The organism is Vibrio sp. 10N.247.311.47 (assembly GCF_041467535.1).
In the GTDB taxonomy this organism is placed as follows: Bacteria; Pseudomonadota; Gammaproteobacteria; order Enterobacterales; family Vibrionaceae; genus Vibrio; species Vibrio crassostreae_C.
Map to the genome: position 1 here is coordinate 1 of NZ_JBFSUR010000035.1, position 19,644 is coordinate 19,644.

Genomic DNA, 19,644 nt, shown 5'->3' on the forward strand with positions numbered 1-19,644 from the left:
TGATATTCATCAACGAGTGCCCACACAGATTGATAGGTTTAAATTGTTAAAGAGCGCTAGCGTTTTGTGATTCACATCTCAGTCGCTAGGGGTGCGTACTATACCTGCACCACTTTGAGAGTCAAGGGTTATTTTCAAACTCTTTTTCTCTACCGATTTCGCTGTGTGACTTTCGTCTCACTCCGTGTCGGTGAGGCGGCATTATAGAGAGATTGAGATGGAGCACAAGGGCTTTTTGAAATAAAAGTTTTGTTCGCCTAAAAAGCCACCAGATCCGCATTTTTCGAATAAAAACTAAACATTTGAGACGTATCACAGCAATACATTGGAAAAATGGAAGCCATGAACGTAAGATTCATGTGTCTATTTTGTTAATGGTAGATGCGTCTATTTCGTTTATTAATATGTAGTATTCCGATATGAACTCAAAAAAATCGATGTTGTTAATTGTCGCACTGGCTGTATTAGGCGGCATTGTTTTCTCTCAGGTAGATATATCGCCTGCAATTACCTTTATCCTTGGTGTCTTGGCTTCCGCTTTTGTTGTTAACTTTTCAAGCACCGACTCAAAATCAGATTCAGAACCTAAGGCTTCAACCAAAACACTTTATGTGGGTAACCTTCCATACAAAGCGAACGAATCACATGTACGTGAATTATTCTCAGAGCATGGTGAAGTATTTGCAGTACGTTTAATGAAAGACAAACGTACTGGTAAAAGAAGAGGCTTTGGATTTGTTGTTATGGCAAGTAATGATGTGAATCATGCAATCTCTGCACTTAACGATAAAGATTACATGCAACGCACTTTAAAAGTACGTGTTGCAAATGATCCTAAACATCCTGAAGCGGACGAATCTGAACTGAGCTAAACCCTAACTGCTTTAACATACTATTTAGTGCACTTTCTTTTTTAGGAAGTGCACTACAAAAAACTTCACGTACTCCCCCTTCTTTATTAACGCTTTCCAAACCCAACAAATCTTGAACCCGCTTAGCTATCGCTTTACCAGAATCTATCAGCACTACACTTTCACCTAGTACTTGTTGAATCTCTGATTTGATCAATGGGAAATGAGTACATCCTAATACAGCCACATCAATTGTGTTGATCATCGGCTGAAGGATTTGCTGTAACTCTTCAAGGCTAATCTCCTCGCCTCTGAGTTTATCTTCGGCCATATCCACCAGCCGAGTAGAACCCAACAGCTCTACTCTTTTATTACTCGAGAAGTTTTTGATGAGCTCGTGTGTGTATTCACGAGTAATCGTCGCGGGAGTCGCAATAAGGCCAACCGCTTTATTAGCCAGTAACGAAGCAGGTTTGATTGCCGGGACTACGCCGACAATAGGGATAAGGTTATTAGCGCGAAGTGTCGGCAGGACTATCGTACTGGCCGTATTACAAGCTATCACCACGATATCAATAGCGTGACTCGCCACAAAACTGGCGACGATACTTTGGACTCGCTGAATGAGGACTTGCTGATCGAGCTCACCATAAGGGTAAGCCTCGTTATCGAATACATAGATATAGTTGTGATTGGGTAGTAACTGGCTTATCTCTTTATATACAGACAGACCGCCAACTCCAGAATCAAAGACCAATATGTTTTTTTGTATGCTTTCCGACACAACCATTACCTGTAATAAGTTCCGCAGCAATGATACCCCTTCACCTAGTTTTCGCCAATCATCACTCTACATAATGCAAGCTCGGTAGCGTTGATGCCCAAAGCGCTCACCCTGCTCTACATTTTCTAGCTCTATCTTAAGCTTACCTTTAAAGCATGGCGCTGACGTGACTAAGGTATGGAACTCACCATCTTCTCCACATGGGTCGACGTGACTTGGCAAACTGTCTATTAGTTCAGGCGTGTATTCTTTCCCGCAATAGCTCATGTCTAATGCATCGCTATCAACTGTGACGAGAAAGGTTTCGATTCCTCTATTTATGATTTCTTGAGCCAGAGTTTGGCTACTCTCTCCTAGTAGAGGAAATACACACTCCCAGCCCGCAGGTTCTATATAACTTCTTCGGTAATCAGCAATACCATTGCAAAACATATCGCCGAATGCCACGGCATCAATAGATAAACCCGATCCTTTAAGCGCCGTAACAATCGTACTTTGATAGATCTCGTTACTTGGGAACACCTCCGGCAGCTCAATCGTTATTAGAGGCAAACCGATCAATGTAGCCTGCATTCCGACAACCTCGATTGGCGTGACTTGGAAAGGGACCTCATCTCCAACATACGTAGTATAGAGAGCAACAACTTCATACTCGGTGCTTTCAAGTAGACGTTCTAGGGTTAATGTAGAGTCTTTGCCTGACGACCAACTTATGACGACTTTCTTTTTCATTGATATACCCAATAAGAAAAAACCGCCCGAAGGCGGTTTAGGTGTAAATTAGAATTGGTAAGATGCTGATACAAAGTATTCACGACCCGGTGTCGCGTAACCACTATACATTTCATAATCTTCATCGAATGCGTTACTCAGTTTCCCTTTCACCTTAAGATCTGCCGAAACTGCGTACTCAGCAGTAAAATTCCAAAGACTGTAGCTTGCTAATCGTGTCGTACCATTAAAACGCTCACCTTGATAAAGATACTGAGAGCCCAGAACCCAATCACCTAACTCAGCAAAGGCGTTCCATTTAGCGCCTTGTTTAGAACGGTATGCTAATTGCTGCTCTTTACCATTAGACTTATCTACTGGATCTTTCCAATCTAAGTAAAACTGGTGTGTAACGATTGAAGTATCAAAACCTAAACCCAGTTCAACACCTTTGATTTCAGCTTCACCAATATTGGTCATGCCAGCACCCTGCCACATCAACATGTTATCAATCTTGTTGATAAAGCCAGTAATAGACCAATCTAGATAAGAATGTGTGCCTTCAAGTGTTAACTCTGTATTTTGAGAGTCTTCTGCTTTTAGATTAGGAGCTTCGTAACCTGGGTAATATAAGTCTAAAAACGTAGGAGCTCTAAATGCAGTACCATGACTCGCTTTAAGCTCATAATTATCAAGGAATGCCCAACCCGCCGCTGCTTGCCACGTCGTGTTGTTTCCATATTGGCTGTTCTCATCATTTCGAGCACTTGCTTCAAGTGTCCAGCCATCTATAGTGTATTGACTAATAACACTCACACCATAGTTTTCACGAGGGTTCTCTTCTGGTTTATAGTAACTAGAACCAGTATAACCTTCATCTAACTCTTCACGTCGGTAATCTAAACCACCACCCAAAGCCAACTGCTCGTTTACTCGGTATGAATTCAACCAAGCAGCATTGATTTGGTTAATCGATGTGATACCACCACTTTTCTTACTCTTACCTACAATATAATCGTAGTTGTCTTGCTCTGCATAAGTAAGATCTAACGTTGAAGTGAGGTTATCTTCGTTGTAAGCCAAGTTTGTATTGATTGAACGAAATTCAGTTCGGCCAACTTTTTCTTCATGTCGAGCAGGCCCCCAAGGAGAAGCTGCCGAGCTATTGTCGTACTCACCTTCGTTGTCATAAGCCACAACATTAACAAAGGCATTAACTGTCTTGGTTAGCTGATTTTGGTAGCCAATATTTAAATTGTATGACTCAAAGCCGTGCTCATCACCATCATTGATACCCTCAATCGGCTTAACATTAAATCCATCATCCTTTTCATAACCAACAACAGCTTTAATATGTTGGTTATCATCAATTTTATGCAGAGCAGCTAAGGAGGTTACATAATGATTGTTTGTGCCATACCCGCCATACACTTTAACGGCATTCTCATTCACATCTGCTCTAGTAATAATATTGATGACACCAGAAATAGCTTCAGAACCATATATAGAGGCGCGCGCACCACGAATGAATTCAATTCGTTCAATTGAGTTAACTGGCAAAGAGTTAAAATCAACACCACCCATCATAGCTCTTGGTAAGCGAGTTCCATCCATTAGTACTAGAACTTGAGAAGAACTACCGCCTCGCACATAGAACGAGGCTGTTTGCCCGCGACCACCATATTGAGCAACTTCAACGCTTGGCAACGTTCGAAAAACGTCAATAAGGCTATTTGCTTGAAGTTTTGAAATGTCTTCTTTGGTAACCACTACAGTTTGCGCTAATACTGCGCCATCAACTTGCTCAAAACGGTTAGCCGTCACCACCATGGTTTCGTCGGCAGATGCTTCTTGGGCGTGTAAATTGGAGATAGGTGAAAGCAGCGATGCTACAGCAACCGCTAAAAGGGATTTCTTCATGTTGTGATCCTAAATCGCGTAAAGTCCTACCAAACCACATTGTGTGGCTTAGCCGCTGGCAGGTATTCGGACTCAAGAGCACAACCCTTATGGTTACCTAATATTCGACTTCCCACAAAAAGCTATTTGCAGTGTCTTATGAATACTCGTTCTCTTTTACCGCTGCGCGTCAGTTCTGGATTCACACCAGATTCCCTCTTCAGCCATCTATACATCCAAATGGCACCAGCTTGTCGGAGATAGTATTAACCTATGAATCATTTGTCTAGTCTAAGATAGTTATAAGCTATAGTTTTCAAGGTCGATTTACATTGAATAGCTCTCAACACTGGACAAGCGCCTGTGATTGAATAAAATCTGCGCTCTTGATTTAAAAGCACGACAGCAAAAGGCATAACAATGGCGAATTTAGATGTAAACCCGCAACGCTACCAAGAACAGCTCGCAGAAAAGACTGAACGTCTTACTGAAATGTTCTCACAATACAATGTGCCTGAGCTGGAAGTGTATGAATCTCCAGAACAACACTACCGCATGCGTGCTGAATTCCGCGTGTGGCATGAAGGTGACGATATGTATTACGTCATGTTCAATCAAGAGACCAAAGAAAAATACCGCGTAGACCAGTTTCCTGCGGCTAGTCGTCTTATCAACGATCTAATGCCTCTATTAACGGATGCAATGAAGAGCAACCACTCTCTACGCCACAAGCTATTCCAAGTAGACTTCCTTTCTACGTTAAGCGGTGAGATTTTGGTGTCACTGCTTTACCACCGTCAATTAGGTGAACAGTGGATTCAAGATGCTAAAGCGCTTAAGCAGCAATTAAATGATGAAGGCTTTAACCTAAACCTGATTGGCCGTGCGCGTAAGATGAAAATCGTACTGGATCGCGACTACGTCATTGAAAAGCTAGATGTGAATGGTGATAGCTATATATACCAGCAAGTAGAGAACAGCTTTACTCAACCAAACGGCAAAGTAGCAGAGAAAATGTTGGAATGGGCTGTCGACTGTACTCAAGACAGCAAAGGTGACTTGCTTGAGCTTTACTGTGGTAACGGTAACTTCTCATTAGCTCTGGCACAAAACTTTGAGCGTGTACTTGCAACAGAGCTAGCGAAGCCATCTGTAGAATCTGCTCAATACAACATTGCGGCGAACAAGATTGATAATGTTCAGATCATTCGTATGTCTGCGGAAGATTTTACCGTAGCAATGGAAGGTAAGCGTGAATTCCGCCGCCTACAGCAAGCAAACATCGATCTAAAGAGCTACAACTGCAACACTATCTTTGTTGATCCACCGCGTTCAGGTATGGACGTTGATACTTGTAAGATGGTGCAAGGCTACGAGCGCATCATGTACATCTCTTGTAACCCTGAGACATTGAAAGAGAACCTAGACATTCTAAGCGAAACGCACGACATCACTCGTTTTGCTCTGTTTGACCAGTTCCCTTACACGCACCACATGGAAGCTGGCGTATTCCTAGAGCGTAAAGCGTAAGTATCGCTTTCAGGTCTAAGCCAAACAGCAGATACAAAAAAACGAGCCCATTGGCTCGTTTTTTTAATTTCTAAATCAGCTTAAGCAGTTTTGCCGATAAAGCCGAGTTTCTTACCTACCCATGCAAGAAGCAACATCGCGACAATAATCGCAAAGAAGTTTGAGCCAGCATCAGGGTGTTGTGCCTTCACAAAAGCCGAGTGGCCAAATGCACCCACGAAGAAACAAGCTAAACCTACTAGTGGGATATCTTCAGATACTGGGTTAGTTAGGTACTCTTGGTAAAGCGCTTGTACAGCCAAAACTAAAGCGATAAGCGGGAAAATAGAGAAGCCCACTTCGCTCATTGTTACCCAAGATAACAATGCATCACCACACACACCGGCTACAACAGCAAGTACGAGTGTTTTTCTTTCAGAACCACGGTTTACAGTATTATTTTCATTCGACATTATTCAATCCCGCCTTTTAATCGGTTACGTTCACGTTCTTTACGATACCAAAAAGCTCCTTTGGCCATCATTCGCAATTGCATGATCAAGCGTTCAGCCAATTCATCTCGCTGACGTCGATCTAAATCTAATGCTTCTGCCCCTGAGTTGAAGACTAAGATAACCGAGGCTTCCGCTTGAGTGAAAGCTTCGTCCCTTGTCATGCCAGTCGTTATCAAATATTCGGTTAACTCAGCAGAGAAGTGCTGTATCTCACGAGCTACCGCTGCACGAAACTCAAATGAAGTTCCTGAGCGCTCTCGCAATAACAGTCTGAATACGTTAGGGCTGCTTTCAATGAATTCCATAAAGGTTTCAACCGATGTACGAATCACACTGCCTTCTTTTACTATGCGTTGCCTAGCTTGACGCATTAACTGGCGCAGCAGTAAGCCACCTTCATCAACCATGGTTAAGCCAAGCTCATCCATGTCTTTGAAGTGACGATAAAAGGAAGTCGGTGCTATTCCAGCCTCACGAGCGACTTCTCTCAAGCTTAGATTGGAAAAACTACGATCGGCGCTGAGTTGGCTAAATGCTGCATCGATTAAGCTGCGACGAGTTTTTTCTTTTTGCTGTGCGCGAATGCCCATTGGTTTCATACTTTATCAATTTCTTCTTTTACAGCCTAAACAGGCATGTCTAATACTCTATTCAATATAACGCGAATCACTTATTTATATAAGGCACTCTGGTTATATAAGACACTAAACATACCTCTTTGTTCACGTACCGAAGTAAATACGTTCGAAGAAAAAATTTCAATATCCACACTGTCATTTGGAGACATACGACATACCAAATATTATTTTTTCGATAACACTGCGTGATCCCACCGACTCTCTGATGCCCTTTTCATGTACCCAAGAACAGAATCAGTTAAAATCTCGCTAAAGCAATGTTACTCAAATATAACAAGGAAGATATCTATGCCGCACTCCAACCACTTTGATGTAATCGTAATTGGTAGTGGCCCCGGAGGAGAAGGGGCAGCGATGGGATTAACCAAAGCCGGGTTGAACGTTGCAATCATTGAGAAAGAGAGCAGCGTTGGTGGTGGTTGTACTCACTGGGGAACCATTCCTTCAAAGGCACTGCGTCATGCCGTAAGTCGTATTATCGAATTCAACAGTAATCCGCTGTTTTGTCAGAACAACAAAAGCATACACTCAACGTTTTCTAACATTTTGGGGCATGCCAAATCGGTTATCGACAAGCAGACTCGATTACGCCAAGGCTTCTACGACCGCAACCAGTGCACGTTGGTCTTTGGTACTGCACGTTTTATCGATACCAACACTGTCTCGGTAATGCAAAGCGATGGCACTGAAGAACATTACAGTGCAGACAAATTTGTTATCGCGACAGGCTCTCGCCCTTACCAACCAGATAACGTCGACTTCCTGCATGAACGTATCTACGACAGTGACTCGATTCTTTCTCTTAAACACGACCCGCAACACATCATCATCTATGGTGCTGGCGTTATTGGTTGTGAATACGCGTCGATTTTCCGCGGTTTGGGTGTAAAAACCGATCTTATCAATACTCGTGACCGTCTGTTGTCATTCCTAGACAATGAAACCTCAGATGCACTTTCTTATCACTTCTGGAACAGCGGTGTCGTGATTCGCAACGATGAAACCTTTGAGAAAATTGAAGGCACTGATGATGGCGTGATCATTCACCTAGAGTCAGGTAAAAAGATGCGCGCTGATTGCCTACTGTATGCCAATGGCCGAACGGGTAATACCGATAAACTGAACCTTGGTGCTGTTGGCTTAGAAGCGGACTCGCGTGGGCAAGTCTCAGTAAATACCAATTACCAAACCAATGTTGACCATGTTTACGCTGTCGGTGATGTGATTGGCTACCCTAGCCTAGCAAGCGCGGCTTATGACCAAGGTCGATTTGTGGCTCAAGCAATTGTGAAAGGTGAAGCTGAACGCCACCTTATCGAAGACATTCCAACCGGCATCTACACCATCCCGGAGATCAGTTCTGTTGGTAAAACCGAGCAAGAACTTACCGCAGCTAAAGTACCGTATGAAGTAGGACGTTCTTCATTCAAACACCTAGCTCGTGCTCAAATTGCGGGTAAAGACATTGGTAGCTTGAAGATTCTGTTCCATCGCGAAACCAAAGAGATTTTAGGTATCCACGTGTTTGGTGAGCGTGCCGCTGAAATCATCCATATCGGACAAGCGATCATGGAACAGAAAGGTGAAGCAAATACCATCGAGTACTTTGTGAATACAACCTTTAACTATCCAACGATGGCGGAAGCTTATCGTGTTGCAGCACTCAACGGGCTTAACCGTTTATTCTAGATAAAGAACCAATAGGAGTATTTGACCACCCATAGGCCAAATACATAAACAGCAAGCCACGCGCTTGCTGTTTTTATTTAAAACACTGAATATTAAGGCATTGATAGTAATTAGATCATGATGTTCTAAATACCCCTTTACCTGTACAGCCTCATTTACTCTCCACAAACAGAGCCCTCAGAGCTAAGCGAGAAACTCCCCTTTCTTCCACTGAGAAACAAACAACACACCAAGACCAATTCCGCGCATTGCCATAAAGCTCAGCATCGCTAACCACAGTGCATGGTTCTCTAAACCTGATGCTAAATAGAAAATCGCGAAGAAACTACAGGTCGCAACAAACATACTATTGCGCATATCCTTGCCCTTAGTTGCTCCAACAAAAATACCATCCAACAAGAAGCACCACATAGACACCAATGGCATTGCGATTAACCACGGTAAATACACCTCGGCTTGACTCTTCACGTCTGGGATTGTGGTGATCATATTGATTAAGCTCGAGCCAACGAGTGCGAACACTATGGTCAGTACCAAACAAATATTGAAGCTCCAGAAGAAAGTTCCAATCAATGACTGGTTCAGCTCATCTTTGTCTTTCGCGCCTATCGCCTTACCGACCATCGCTTCCATTGCGTAGGCAAAGCCATCCATCCCATAAGAGATGATCATCAAGAAACTCATCAACACGGCATTGGCCGCAACAACATCATCGCCAAAGCTTGCACCTTGGAAGGTCATGAAAGTGAAAGTCGCTTGTAGGCATAATGAACGAAGAAAGATATCGCGATTCAATTTCACGAAACGACTCAAACCTTGGCTGGTTTTCTTAAGCAAATCCCATGGCGATGGTAACTGCTTCTTCGCCCAGATTCGGTAAACACAAATCAAGCCAAATGTTAGACCGGCATAATCAGCCATTACAGATGCCAATGCTGCACCTTCCACTTGCCATCCTAAGCCGATAACAAAAACAATATCCAAAACGATATTGGTGATATTGGTGATGATCACCATCCACATGGGCGCTTTGGCATTTTGAGTCCCGAGTAACCAACCTAGAATCACAAAGTTAGTTAGCGCAGCAGGCGCACTCCAAGCGCGGATTGAGAAATATTGCTGACCATAGTGCTTAACTTGATCACTGGCGCTACTCAATGAGAAAACTAAATCGGCGACTAGACTGTGTAAAAGCAAAAAGACACCAGCAAACCCTAAGGCCATGGTCACGCCTTGCACAAAGACTAAACCAAGTTGCTTGCCATCATTCGCACCATAAGATTGTGCGGCTAGCCCTGTTGTCGACATGCGCAGGAAACCAAGCAACCAAAAGGTCACGCTGATCATTGTGCCGCCCAGCGCCACACCACCTAAATACCAAGAGTGCTCGAGGTGACCGATAACCGCCGCATCGACTAAGCCCAGCAGTGGAACAGTAATATTAGAGAGAACCATCGGGATCGCGAGCAACAACACTTTTTTGTGCATCGCCTGATTGGATAGCGTTTGAAAAATAATTTGGGGATTAAATAGCTTCACGATCACCTCTTAGTTTAGAGGCGATAGTTTAACCTAGTGGGTGGGCTTTCACTATGTTGTGGAATTTTACTTATACCGGCTATGTACTCAGTTACTCGAAATACAAAACACCTAGGATTACCACTTAACGAGCACTAACTGCGGCGTTAAACGCTTTTTGACCTGAGAGATCTTACAAAGAAGTCGCTGCCACAATTTCCAACGGTTGCATTTTTGGTCTAGTGGAGAAAACGCTTTTACCCATTGTGCCCATGGCAACCAATTGAGAACACTGTCTATTGGAGAAGATAGGCCATGCGCATACTTTCCTGAACCAAGTTTTTGCCCCAACGTACTTGAGCTTTTATCTCCAGCTAAGACTAAACACGCATGTGCATGAGTAAAGTAGCGACTCAAAGACTGAATGAAGTTCGCCGTCTGCTGTTCATTGCAATCCAGCAGAGCATGTTCACACACCACCATCACCGAGGCTTGTTCTGGAATATTGAGTTCATCCAACCAAGTCAGGTCATCGACAGAACCACACTCCAAACGATAGCGTTCATTTTTGTGGAACAGACGTTGGCGCCACACAAGGTTTTCCGTGACATCCAGCTCAACCCAATGGCAGCGTCCATTATCTAAACGGTAGAAGCGGGTATCGAGCCCTGCTCCAACATTGATGATCCAAGCATCTGGGTTGTGAGATAGAAATTGCTGAACTTGAGAGTCACAAAGTTGAGTCAGTGTTGCGTAGAGAAGTTGTTGTTGGTCTAGCTCGCCAGTAAGACATTCAGGTGCGAGCTGGCAACGCTTGCAGGCTTGAGCTGCGATGGGGTCATAAACGAGACCATCATCGGCTAGGCTTTCACGACTACGAAACCAAAGATGTTGAACGAGGTTGGTCGGAACTTGGAATTCTTGATGTACAGACCCTTGTTCAGAAGAAGCCTTTTGAACAGAGGAGCGCGGCTTACGAGTAAGCGGCTTCATTTGAGGTTTGGTTGGGTTTGGCATCATCATCTTCCTTGTATCTCGACAAAGAAGATGATAATGAATATCAATTACAATAACAAGTTATTGAGAATAAATATCAATAAGCTGTTTGTACTGACTACATCCAGTCGGTGTTGCGAATAATACCAACCGCAAGCCCTTCAATAGACAAGTGTTGAGATTCTAGATCGACATGGATTGGAGAAAACTCTTCATTTTCAGCATGTAACAGAACCGTTGAACCTTTACGTTCTAGGCGTTTTACCGTTACATCATCATCGACACGAGCCACTACAACCTGACCGTCGCGTACGTCTTGTGTTTTATGAACAGCCAGTAGATCACCATCCATAATACCGATGTTTTTCATACTTTCGCCATTTACACGAAGTAAGAAGTCAGCCTGAGGTTTAAACATACCTGGGTCTACTTGGTAATGCATTTCTACATGTTCTTGAGCCAGAATAGGCTCACCAGCGGCAACCTGACCGATTAATGGTAAACCTTGTTCCTCATTTGCTGCATCTTCAAGCAAAATACGAATACCACGAGACGCACCCGGGATAATCTCTATCGCTTCTTTACGAGCAAGAGCTTTTAAATGTTCTTCTGCAGCATTAGCAGAGCGGAAGCCTAGTTCTCGTGCAATTTCTGCACGTGTCGGTGGCATACCGAAATCGTCAATCTTACTTTTGATAAGATCAAAAACTTGTTGTTGGCGCGGCGTTAACGGCTTCATGATTCACCTGTCTTTTTATACAGTTGACTGTGAGTATATCCAGTAACTGAACAAAAGCAAAGCAATTGGTTGTTTTTAGTTCATTTTACAAGAATCACAAAAATAGGATCTCTAGCCACACGTAACCCGCTAGTATTAGACAGATGAGAACAGCCGCCGAGCCGACATCTTTCGCCATCCCAGAAAGCTCATGATGCTCACTACCGATTCGATCAACAACTGCTTCAATCGCGGTATTGATTAACTCGACAACCATCACTAACACAACAGCTGAGATCATCAAGATTCGCTCAACTTGGCTTACGTCCAAATAGAATGCCAACGGAATCAGTATTGCTGCCATGAACACTTCTTGCCGAAATGCAGCCTCGCTTTTAAACGAACTTGTGAGGCCTTGCCATGAAAAGCCTGCTGCTTTTATGATGCGTTTGAATCCGGTGTTTGATTTTTTGGTCATTTTTAACTCTATACTCAATCAGTCGATGAATGATTTTCCACAAACTTAACGGCAATATGACTATTTCCATTAAAAGGTTAGACCAGTTTCTGGTATTCTTACATCGATTAAATTTACGCCTAGGCTTATCCCTATTTCACTCATAGGATTTATCCTTTTTCATCATAGAAATAGAGATACGCTTGAGCACATTGAAATAACTATTGAGGCAGTGAACCTATATGTCTTCTGGACAATCTTTTTCACGTTCATTAATGAAGCTACCTTTATCCGTATTGGTAAAGGGCACATCAATTCCTTCAAACCCTGTTGAGGATTTGAACATTGATTTGAGCAAACCGATTGTATACGCCTTACCGTTTCGCTCAAGTGTCGACATTCTTACATTGCAAAAACATGCACTTGAATTAGGTCTACCTGATCCATTAAGCAAGCTTGAAATCAACGGCAAATCACTGCAACGCTACGTTTTTATATCTTCTCGCAAAACTCTGCTTCAAGACGATGATTATGTACCAAGCTCTTCAATTGAAGTGTTCTCTGAGTTGCTTTCACTGCATGCTGAAGACTCTGAGCTCGATGTTCAAGTTATCCCTGCTACCGTTTTGTGGGGGCGCAAACCTGGTAAAGAGAATAACCAGAAGCCTTACCTACAGGCAATGAACGGCTTAGAGAAATCAAAAGCGGTATTGCTAGCCGGTCGTGACTGCTTGGTTCGATTTAGTCCTGTGGTTTCTCTGCGTTACATGGCCAACTCACACGGCACCGACAGCACCATCGCGCACAAACTGGCGCGCGTGGCACGTATTCACTTCTCTCGCCAAAAGCTTGCAGCATCAGGCCCTAACCTGCCAAGCCGCCAAGCTCTGTTTGATCGCCTGTTAAAATCAGAAGCGATCAAAAAAGCGATTGAAGACGAAGCACAAGCAAAGAACATCTCGATCGAGAAAGCGAGCAAAGAAGCTCAAGACATTATGGACGAGATTGCTGCGAACTTCTCTTACTCGCTGATCAAGCGTGGTGAGAAGATTCTTGGTTGGCTGTGGAATAAGTTGTACCAAGGCCTGCATATCAGCAACGCTTCAACGGTTCGTAAGTTGGCTCAAGATGGTCACGAGATTGTTTACGTGCCTTGTCACCGTAGCCACATGGACTACTTACTGCTTTCTTATGTGCTTTATCATGAAGGCATGGTGCCGCCGCACATCGCTGCGGGTATCAACCTGAACTTCTTCCCTGCCGGTCCTATTTTCCGTCATGGTGGTGCGTTCTTTATTCGTCGTAGCTTCAAAGGCAACAAGCTGTACTCGACGATTTTCCGTGAATACCTAGCGGAGTTGTTCGCTAAAGGTTACGCAGTAGAGTACTTCAGTGAAGGTGGGCGTTCTCGTACAGGTCGTCTATTGCAGGCAAAAACGGGCATGCTAGCGATGACTATTCAAGCGATGCTGCGCGGCATGAATCGCCCGGTGACTTTGGTTCCTGTGTACATCGGCTACGAGCACGTGATGGAAGTGGCGACTTACGCAAAAGAACTTCGTGGTAAGCGTAAAGAGAAAGAAAACGCGAGCTTAGTGATTCGTACCATTCGTAAGCTGCGTAACTTTGGTAAAGGCTACGTGAACTTCGGTGAGCCAATTCAACTGAACCAATACCTGAATGAACACTCACCTGAGTGGACCAAAGACATCGACCCAATGGGCACTAGCAAACCACAATGGATGAACCCGGTGGTTAATGACTTGGCGACCAAAATGATGACGCACATTAACGATGCCGCGGCGACCAACGCATTGACCCTTTGTGCAACCGCGCTATTAGCCTCAAGACAGCGCGCATTGTCTCGTGACTCTTTGGTTTCTCAGATTAATTGCTACCTGTCTCTGCTTAAGAATGTTCCATATTCGGCAACGTTCACTGTGCCAAAAGACAGCGCTGAAGATTTAGTAAAACATGCTGAATCACTGAACAAGTTCTTGATTGAATCAGACTCAATGGGCGACATCATTTCGCTAGACCGTCACCAGTCAATTCTGATGACCTACTACCGAAACAACATCATTCACTTGTTTGCTCTGCCATCGTTAATTGCACAGATGACTATTCGTCAACGCGGTTTATCGATTGAAGCGATTCAAAAGAATGTTGCAGCAATTTATCCGTTCTTAAAGAAAGAGCTGTTCTTAAGCTACGACGAATCACAGCTTGAAGGCGTAGTATCAAACATCATTGATGAACTTGTTAGCCAGGGCATGATTGTTGTGTCTGACAATGAAGTGACGATCAACCAATCGAACAGCCAAGCTCTTATGCTGTTAGGCCGTACGATTTCAGAAACGCTACAGCGCTACTCTATTGCTCTAAACTTGCTGGCAGAGAATCCGGAACTGGACAAATCTGACCTTGAGCAGAAAAGCCAAGACATCGCACAGCGACTTGGTCGATTGCATGGTATCAATGCTCCCGAATTCTTCGATAAAGGTGTGTTTGCTTCTATGTTCGCAACGTTGAAGCAGCAACAGTACCTAGATAACGACGGCAACTGCGATTTAGAGAAGACTCAGCAATTCGCTAAGCTTCTTTACTCGATGCTTTACCCAGAAGTCCGTCTGACTATTCAAGAGAGTATTCACCAAGTCGAGTAATTCCTGTATATAGCAGGGCTCTGATAGCAGATTCAACGCGATCAAAAAAGGCACCCACTGGGTGCCTTTTTCTTGAATATTCGTTTGATAAAAACTGATGCTTACCAGAAGGTAACGAACAAACCGACCGTTACGGCCATACCAACATAGTTGTTATTTAGAAAAGCTTGAAAACATAAGTCTCGGTCACGATGCCGCATCAAATGTTGTTGGTACACAAACAAGCTGCCTGCGGCTAACAATGCCCAATAGAAAGTATCACCCAATTGGTAGTGCATACCTAACGCAATCAGCATCGCTAGGGTGACGAGTTGCAAAGAGCCAACAATCAGTTTATCGAAGCGACCAAATAAAATAGCCGTCGATTTAATACCAATCTTCAAGTCATCATCTCGGTCAACCATCGCATATTGCGTGTCGTAAGCAATCGTCCACAACGCGTTAATCACGAAGACAAACCACACAATGCTTGGCAGTTCATTGGTTTGTGCTGCCCAAGCCATTGGTATCGCCCAACTAAACGCTAAGCCAAGAAACAACTGTGGAAGATGCGTAAAACGCTTCATGAAAGGGTAAATGAACGCCAGACCCACACCAATAAATGAGAGCTTAATGGTCAGTGGATTCATGGTGAGTACCAGCAAGAATGAAACTACGGCTAGCACTAAAAAGAGCAGAATCGCTTCCTTACTGGAAACCAAACCTGAGGGTAATGGACGCTGCTTGGTACGTTTAACATGACCATCTACTTTACGGTCCGCAAAGTCATTGATCACACAGCCAGCTGAACGCATCAACACCACGCCGAGTACAAAAACAACCAAGACATCAAAATCAGGCATACCTTGTGCGGCGATAATCAGTGACCACAAGGTCGGCCAAAGGAGTAATAGGGTACCAATCGGGCGATTCATTCGCGTTAATTGCCAATACGCCTTCGCTTTGGTGGCAAGCATTTACACACTCTCCTTAGAGTAAATGGGTGATGTTGGTAAAAACAGTTCTGCCACAAGCATCGGTTTATGGTTCATCCATAATCGAGAACGACGCGCGAGTAATCGCTCATCGCCTGCGATAACCCAACCAACTTGCAGCGCATCTCGCTCCACGTTCTCAGCACTAAAAACGGTCAATCCAAGCGGGACATTACCTTGTTGAGAAAGGTCTGAGTGCTGATGATCTTCTAATGTGACTCGGGGAATCAAGGTTCGACCTAACACCCACGGTTCGTCATCACCCTTTAAAATCACTTTACGCAGTAAGCAATCAAACGATGATAAAAGATGTTCCTCGTCTTGTTGCAGCATTGAGCGTTCTACAACTTGATTATGAAGCAACTCAACAGACAGGTGCTGACAGCACTTCCCCAACTTGCGGGAAAGAGAACCTTGCTCCATCAGCCACTCTTTGGTGGTTTCATTAGGAAAATCAAATGTTTCTGTACTTTGCCAATCTACATTCATTAACGAATTAAGATACAGCGATATTGGCTGATTCATACTAGTATTCAATAGGTGACTTTACACGTACAATAAAGCTTCAACTTTCGAACAAAATTAAAGCGTTCTTCGAATTGTAAACGTATTTAGATTTAGACCGCTCATTGTAACAAGACTAATGCGTTTCGAATATCGCGAATAAACTAAAGAAAAGTCACAAATATGCACAAACGTTATGTAGCCCAAATATTTCTTGCGATTACCCTACTCTTTTCAGCATCAAGTTTCGCGGAAGAGGAGTCGGCAGCTAAACTCGCCTACTTCACGCTAGAGCCAGACCTGACCACCAATTTTTACACTAAAGGTAAAAAACTGGGCTACATTCAGGTTCGCCTCGACATCATGGTGGCAAATAGTAGCGACTTGGCCGCTATTGAGCATCACCAACCACTGATTCGCGATGCGGTGATTGAATTGCTTGGCAAACAAAACGAAGAAACCATTAAATCTCTATCTGGCCGTGAAGACTTAAGAAAATCCTTAGTTGAACACCTCAACAAGATTTTGCTTCCAGAGACAGGTAAAACCCTGATTGCTGACTTACTGTTTACCAAATACCTTTATCAGTAATGATGTAAAACGAATCCCAATAAAAAAGCGGCTCATCTGGCCGCTTTTTTTGTCTCTATCGTTTGGCTACTCATTAGAAGATATGAATTAGCTTCTTGCCGAGCTTGGTGCTTTCATCGCATCGATAAAGCCAATAATCACACCAGCGGCTAGACCAGCTAAATGCGCCGTATTGGCGATAGCCATAAATGGCTGCATGTACCCAAGCACCAACCACACCAACATAAAGCCGACAATCTGTCTTGGGATACCTAAACCAAGTTGTGGCGCCTTCGCACCAACCACCCATAAGTAACCAACCAAGGCATACACAACACCAGACAAACCACCGAAGTTCGCCCCTTCAACCCAATACTGCCCAGCACCTGAAAGCGCAGAAGAGACAGCAAAGATCTGAAGTAGCTTGAGGCTGCCAAGTTTCTTCTCAATGTCTCCACCTAGCTGCCACCACCACAAAATATTAAATGCGATGTGCATAACAGAGAAATGTAGAACGGCATGACTCAACCAACGCCACAGCTGCCATTGCTGTCCATCCACCGCTGGGAAATGTAGGGCATTGAAAATAGCTTGGCCAAAACCGATCTGTTGCAGCGCAAAAATCACCACACACACCAACATCAGGCTTAGTGTCACTGGGCCTGCTTTGGCTTTGATCATGCCCATGAAGCTTGGCGTGTGGTAATGGAAGTTGCTCTTTCTGGTCTCTGCCATGTCCCAAGATGCAGCTTGATAGCGCTTATGATTGGGCTCAGCCAGAAAACGATTCAGCTCAGCTTCGGTTTCAACCTGAAATTGGCCATCAAGAAGCCAAAGAGCAAAACGCCCTTCTCCCTCTGGAGACATCTGAATAGGGATCTGACGAGAGGCCATATAATCAATAAATGCTTGAGCAAGACGTGGATTGTCTAACACCATCAATCTAATCATTGTTACTTCCTATTCATTCTATGAGGGATGCTTGAGGCGGTTCAGGTGATGAAAGTCATTAACCTGCGATCACTGGAAGTTCAGCACGATGCCAAGCTTCGAAACCACCATCAACACTATATACCTCTTCAAAGCCTTGGTTCACTAAATATTGTGCCGCACCTTGGCTACTGATGCCGTGGTAGCACATCACTAAGATAGGTTGTTCGAACTCAACCTCATCCATGAATGACACCATCGTATCGTTAGTCAGGTGGTAGGCTGTTTTTGGGTGGGCAACCGCAAAAGACTGCGGGTCACGTATATCGACAAGTCGAGCTTCGCCTTGTTCGATGAGGGCTTGAGCGCCTTTAACATCGATATGTTTAAACTGGTCCATGACTTTCTCTTTTTATACTGATTTACTTTGCTGCCATTGTAACCTATCCCAAGGCTAACATTCACATCCACTTAATAAGGTTATCCACCAGCGATCACTTTTACACCATTTGTGGATAAATCTGTGAATTGCGTGAATAAAGTGTCTTTTCAAAAACAGATCCACAACATGTAGTAATGATCCTGATCTAACTGTGGGTTAACTGAAACATATCCCCACTCGAAAAACCCCGTCAAAGCCTTACTACACACTGCTTTTAGATAGCTGACGAATAAACTTCTCACAGAGTTATCCACAAAATCATTTTGCAAATTTCGATCGCAAAAGTTGAGAAATCGATCCAAAACAAAAAGGCCGAGATCTCTCGATCTCGGCCTTTTCAAAATTCAGCTATTTGTTAGCTCTACTAGAAAGTAGAAGCTAATAGAAACTAGATGCTATTAGAAATCACCAACGGCTTGTTTCAATTTCTTCATCGCATTCTTTTCTAACTGGCGAACACGCTCAGCTGATATACTGTAGGTATCCGCTAAGTCTTGCAGGGTTGCCTTGTTGTCGTCTAACCAACGTGAGCGAACAATGTGTTGGCTACGCTCGTCTAAGCTTGCTAGTGCTAGCCCTAGGCGATTATTGGTGTGTGACTCCCAGTTAGCCGCTTCAACCGTCTCAGCAACGTCTGACGCCTTGTCTTCTAGGTAGTAAACTGGAGCAGTGTAAGCAGAACCGCCATCGTCATCGTCCATAGGCGCTTCAAACGTCGCATCTTGTGCTGCTAAGCGAGATTCCATCTCACGAACTTCTGAAGGCTCAACACCCAGTTCACGAGCAACCGTCTCAACTTCACCGTTATTGAACCAACCCAAACGCTTTTTAGACTTACGAAGGTTAAAGAACAGTTTACGCTGTGCCTTAGTGGTCGCAATTTTAACGATACGCCAGTTACGTAGAACGTATTCATGGATTTCAGCTTTGATCCAGTGAACAGCAAACGAGACGAGACGAACACCAACTTCCGGATTGAAGCGCTTAACAGCCTTCATCAAGCCGATGTTACCTTCTTGGACGAGATCAGCCATTGGTAGCCCGTAGCCAGAGTAGCCTCTTGCAACGTGCACCACGAATCTTAGGTGGGAAAGGATCAAGCCTTTCGCAGCGTCGATCTCACCTTTGTAATGTAATCGCTCTGCAAGTCCACGTTCCTCTTCAGGAGTCAGCATAGGGTAGCTGTTCGCTGAGCGGATATAGCTATCTAAACTATCTTGTGTGACTAAAGCCATTTGATACGCTTGGTTTGCCATTCGGTTCCTCATCAATC

19 protein-coding genes and 1 riboswitch are annotated in these 19,644 nt (G+C 44.0%); of the genes, 5 read left to right on the forward strand and 14 right to left on the reverse strand.

Annotation, left to right across the window (positions count from 1 at the left end; translation table 11 throughout):
- Window positions 1-419: 419 nt before the first annotated feature.
- Window positions 420-872, forward strand: a complete 453-nt coding sequence (locus AB6E51_RS19710; RefSeq protein WP_017061054.1) for an RNA-binding protein — start codon at window positions 420-422, stop codon at window positions 870-872.
- On the opposite strand, the gene murI is transcribed toward AB6E51_RS19710, so the two are convergent.
- Genes murI through AB6E51_RS19725 form a run of 3 tightly spaced genes read right to left on the reverse strand, consistent with a single transcriptional unit; the run spans window position 835 to window position 4,266 of the window.
- Window positions 835-1,641: a glutamate racemase gene (gene murI / locus AB6E51_RS19715; RefSeq protein ID WP_017061053.1), complete on the reverse strand. Its 807-nt coding sequence runs from the start codon at window positions 1,639-1,641 to the stop codon at window positions 835-837. The genes AB6E51_RS19710 and murI overlap by 38 nt on opposite strands.
- Window positions 1,642-1,701: 60 nt before the next feature.
- Entirely contained in the window at window positions 1,702-2,367 is a 666-nt protein-coding gene (locus AB6E51_RS19720; RefSeq protein WP_372058902.1) for an ATPase, read from the reverse strand.
- Window positions 2,368-2,415: 48 nt separating this feature from the next.
- Window positions 2,416-4,266 carry a TonB-dependent receptor domain-containing protein gene (locus tag AB6E51_RS19725; RefSeq protein ID WP_229648276.1) on the reverse strand — a complete coding sequence of 617 codons (1,851 nt, stop codon included), beginning with the start codon at window positions 4,264-4,266 and terminating at the stop codon, window positions 2,416-2,418.
- A 39-nt stretch (window positions 4,267-4,305) separates the two neighbouring features.
- Window positions 4,306-4,511, reverse strand: a riboswitch (cobalamin riboswitch).
- 154 nt (window positions 4,512-4,665) lie between these two features.
- On the opposite strand from AB6E51_RS19725, the gene trmA reads away from it, so the two are divergent.
- Window positions 4,666-5,775, forward strand: a complete 1,110-nt coding sequence (gene trmA / locus AB6E51_RS19730) for a tRNA (uridine(54)-C5)-methyltransferase TrmA (protein WP_102332804.1) — start codon at window positions 4,666-4,668, stop codon at window positions 5,773-5,775.
- Window positions 5,776-5,855: 80 nt separating this feature from the next.
- Here the strand turns inward: trmA and AB6E51_RS19735 are convergent, their stop codons facing one another.
- Window positions 5,856-6,227, reverse strand: a complete 372-nt coding sequence (locus AB6E51_RS19735; RefSeq protein ID WP_004736696.1) for a YijD family membrane protein — start codon at window positions 6,225-6,227, stop codon at window positions 5,856-5,858.
- Window positions 6,227-6,868 carry an HTH-type transcriptional repressor FabR gene (gene fabR, locus AB6E51_RS19740; protein ID WP_010438693.1) on the reverse strand — a complete coding sequence of 214 codons (642 nt, stop codon included), beginning with the start codon at window positions 6,866-6,868 and terminating at the stop codon, window positions 6,227-6,229. Before fabR ends, AB6E51_RS19735 begins: the two co-directional genes overlap by 1 nt.
- 327 nt (window positions 6,869-7,195) lie before the next feature.
- Here fabR and sthA point away from each other — a divergent pair, with 327 nt between their 5' ends.
- Complete coding sequence (sthA, locus tag AB6E51_RS19745; RefSeq protein ID WP_017061048.1) at window positions 7,196-8,596, forward strand: Si-specific NAD(P)(+) transhydrogenase; 1,401 nt, start codon at window positions 7,196-7,198, stop codon at window positions 8,594-8,596.
- Between the two features lie 183 nt (window positions 8,597-8,779).
- On the opposite strand, the gene dinF is transcribed toward sthA, so the two are convergent.
- The 4 genes from dinF to AB6E51_RS19765 form a co-directional block, all read right to left on the reverse strand.
- Window positions 8,780-10,135, reverse strand: coding sequence for an MATE family efflux transporter DinF (gene dinF, locus AB6E51_RS19750; RefSeq protein WP_372058903.1), 1,356 nt, complete (start codon window positions 10,133-10,135; stop codon window positions 8,780-8,782).
- Window positions 10,136-10,252: 117 nt separating this feature from the next.
- Window positions 10,253-11,131, reverse strand: coding sequence for a class I SAM-dependent methyltransferase (locus tag AB6E51_RS19755; protein WP_017061046.1), 879 nt, complete (start codon window positions 11,129-11,131; stop codon window positions 10,253-10,255).
- 97 nt (window positions 11,132-11,228) lie between these two features.
- Complete coding sequence (gene lexA / locus AB6E51_RS19760; RefSeq protein WP_022570862.1) at window positions 11,229-11,849, reverse strand: transcriptional repressor LexA; 621 nt, start codon at window positions 11,847-11,849, stop codon at window positions 11,229-11,231.
- Window positions 11,850-11,943: 94 nt separating this feature from the next.
- A complete protein-coding gene (locus AB6E51_RS19765; protein ID WP_010438699.1) occupies window positions 11,944-12,306 on the reverse strand; it encodes a diacylglycerol kinase in 363 nt (120 codons plus the stop codon).
- A 221-nt stretch (window positions 12,307-12,527) separates the two neighbouring features.
- On the opposite strand from AB6E51_RS19765, the gene plsB reads away from it, so the two are divergent.
- Complete coding sequence (gene plsB, locus AB6E51_RS19770; protein ID WP_372058905.1) at window positions 12,528-14,951, forward strand: glycerol-3-phosphate 1-O-acyltransferase PlsB; 2,424 nt, start codon at window positions 12,528-12,530, stop codon at window positions 14,949-14,951.
- Between the two features lie 101 nt (window positions 14,952-15,052).
- Here plsB and ubiA read toward each other — a convergent pair whose 3' ends face one another.
- Together ubiA and AB6E51_RS19780 are read right to left on the reverse strand one after the other, a co-directional pair.
- Window positions 15,053-15,907, reverse strand: a complete 855-nt coding sequence (ubiA, locus tag AB6E51_RS19775; RefSeq protein WP_065584272.1) for a 4-hydroxybenzoate octaprenyltransferase — start codon at window positions 15,905-15,907, stop codon at window positions 15,053-15,055.
- Window positions 15,908-16,450, reverse strand: a complete 543-nt coding sequence (locus AB6E51_RS19780) for a chorismate lyase (RefSeq protein WP_164091128.1) — start codon at window positions 16,448-16,450, stop codon at window positions 15,908-15,910. It abuts the gene before it with no gap.
- 162 nt (window positions 16,451-16,612) lie between these two features.
- On the opposite strand from AB6E51_RS19780, the gene AB6E51_RS19785 reads away from it, so the two are divergent.
- The gene (locus AB6E51_RS19785; RefSeq protein ID WP_017063771.1) at window positions 16,613-17,020 is read left to right on the forward strand and encodes a flagellar basal body-associated protein FliL; all 408 of its coding nucleotides are present in this window, start codon (window positions 16,613-16,615) and stop codon (window positions 17,018-17,020) included.
- An 87-nt stretch (window positions 17,021-17,107) separates the two neighbouring features.
- Here the strand turns inward: AB6E51_RS19785 and glpG are convergent, their stop codons facing one another.
- The 3 genes from glpG to rpoH form a co-directional block, all read right to left on the reverse strand.
- Window positions 17,108-17,950, reverse strand: coding sequence for a rhomboid family intramembrane serine protease GlpG (gene glpG / locus AB6E51_RS19790; RefSeq protein WP_017063770.1), 843 nt, complete (start codon window positions 17,948-17,950; stop codon window positions 17,108-17,110).
- A gap of 58 nt (window positions 17,951-18,008) precedes the next feature.
- Window positions 18,009-18,329 carry a thiosulfate sulfurtransferase GlpE gene (gene glpE, locus AB6E51_RS19795; RefSeq protein ID WP_017061039.1) on the reverse strand — a complete coding sequence of 107 codons (321 nt, stop codon included), beginning with the start codon at window positions 18,327-18,329 and terminating at the stop codon, window positions 18,009-18,011.
- A 440-nt stretch (window positions 18,330-18,769) separates the two neighbouring features.
- Complete coding sequence (gene rpoH, locus AB6E51_RS19800; protein ID WP_017055518.1) at window positions 18,770-19,627, reverse strand: RNA polymerase sigma factor RpoH; 858 nt, start codon at window positions 19,625-19,627, stop codon at window positions 18,770-18,772.
- Between the last annotated feature and the right edge of the window lie 17 nt (window positions 19,628-19,644).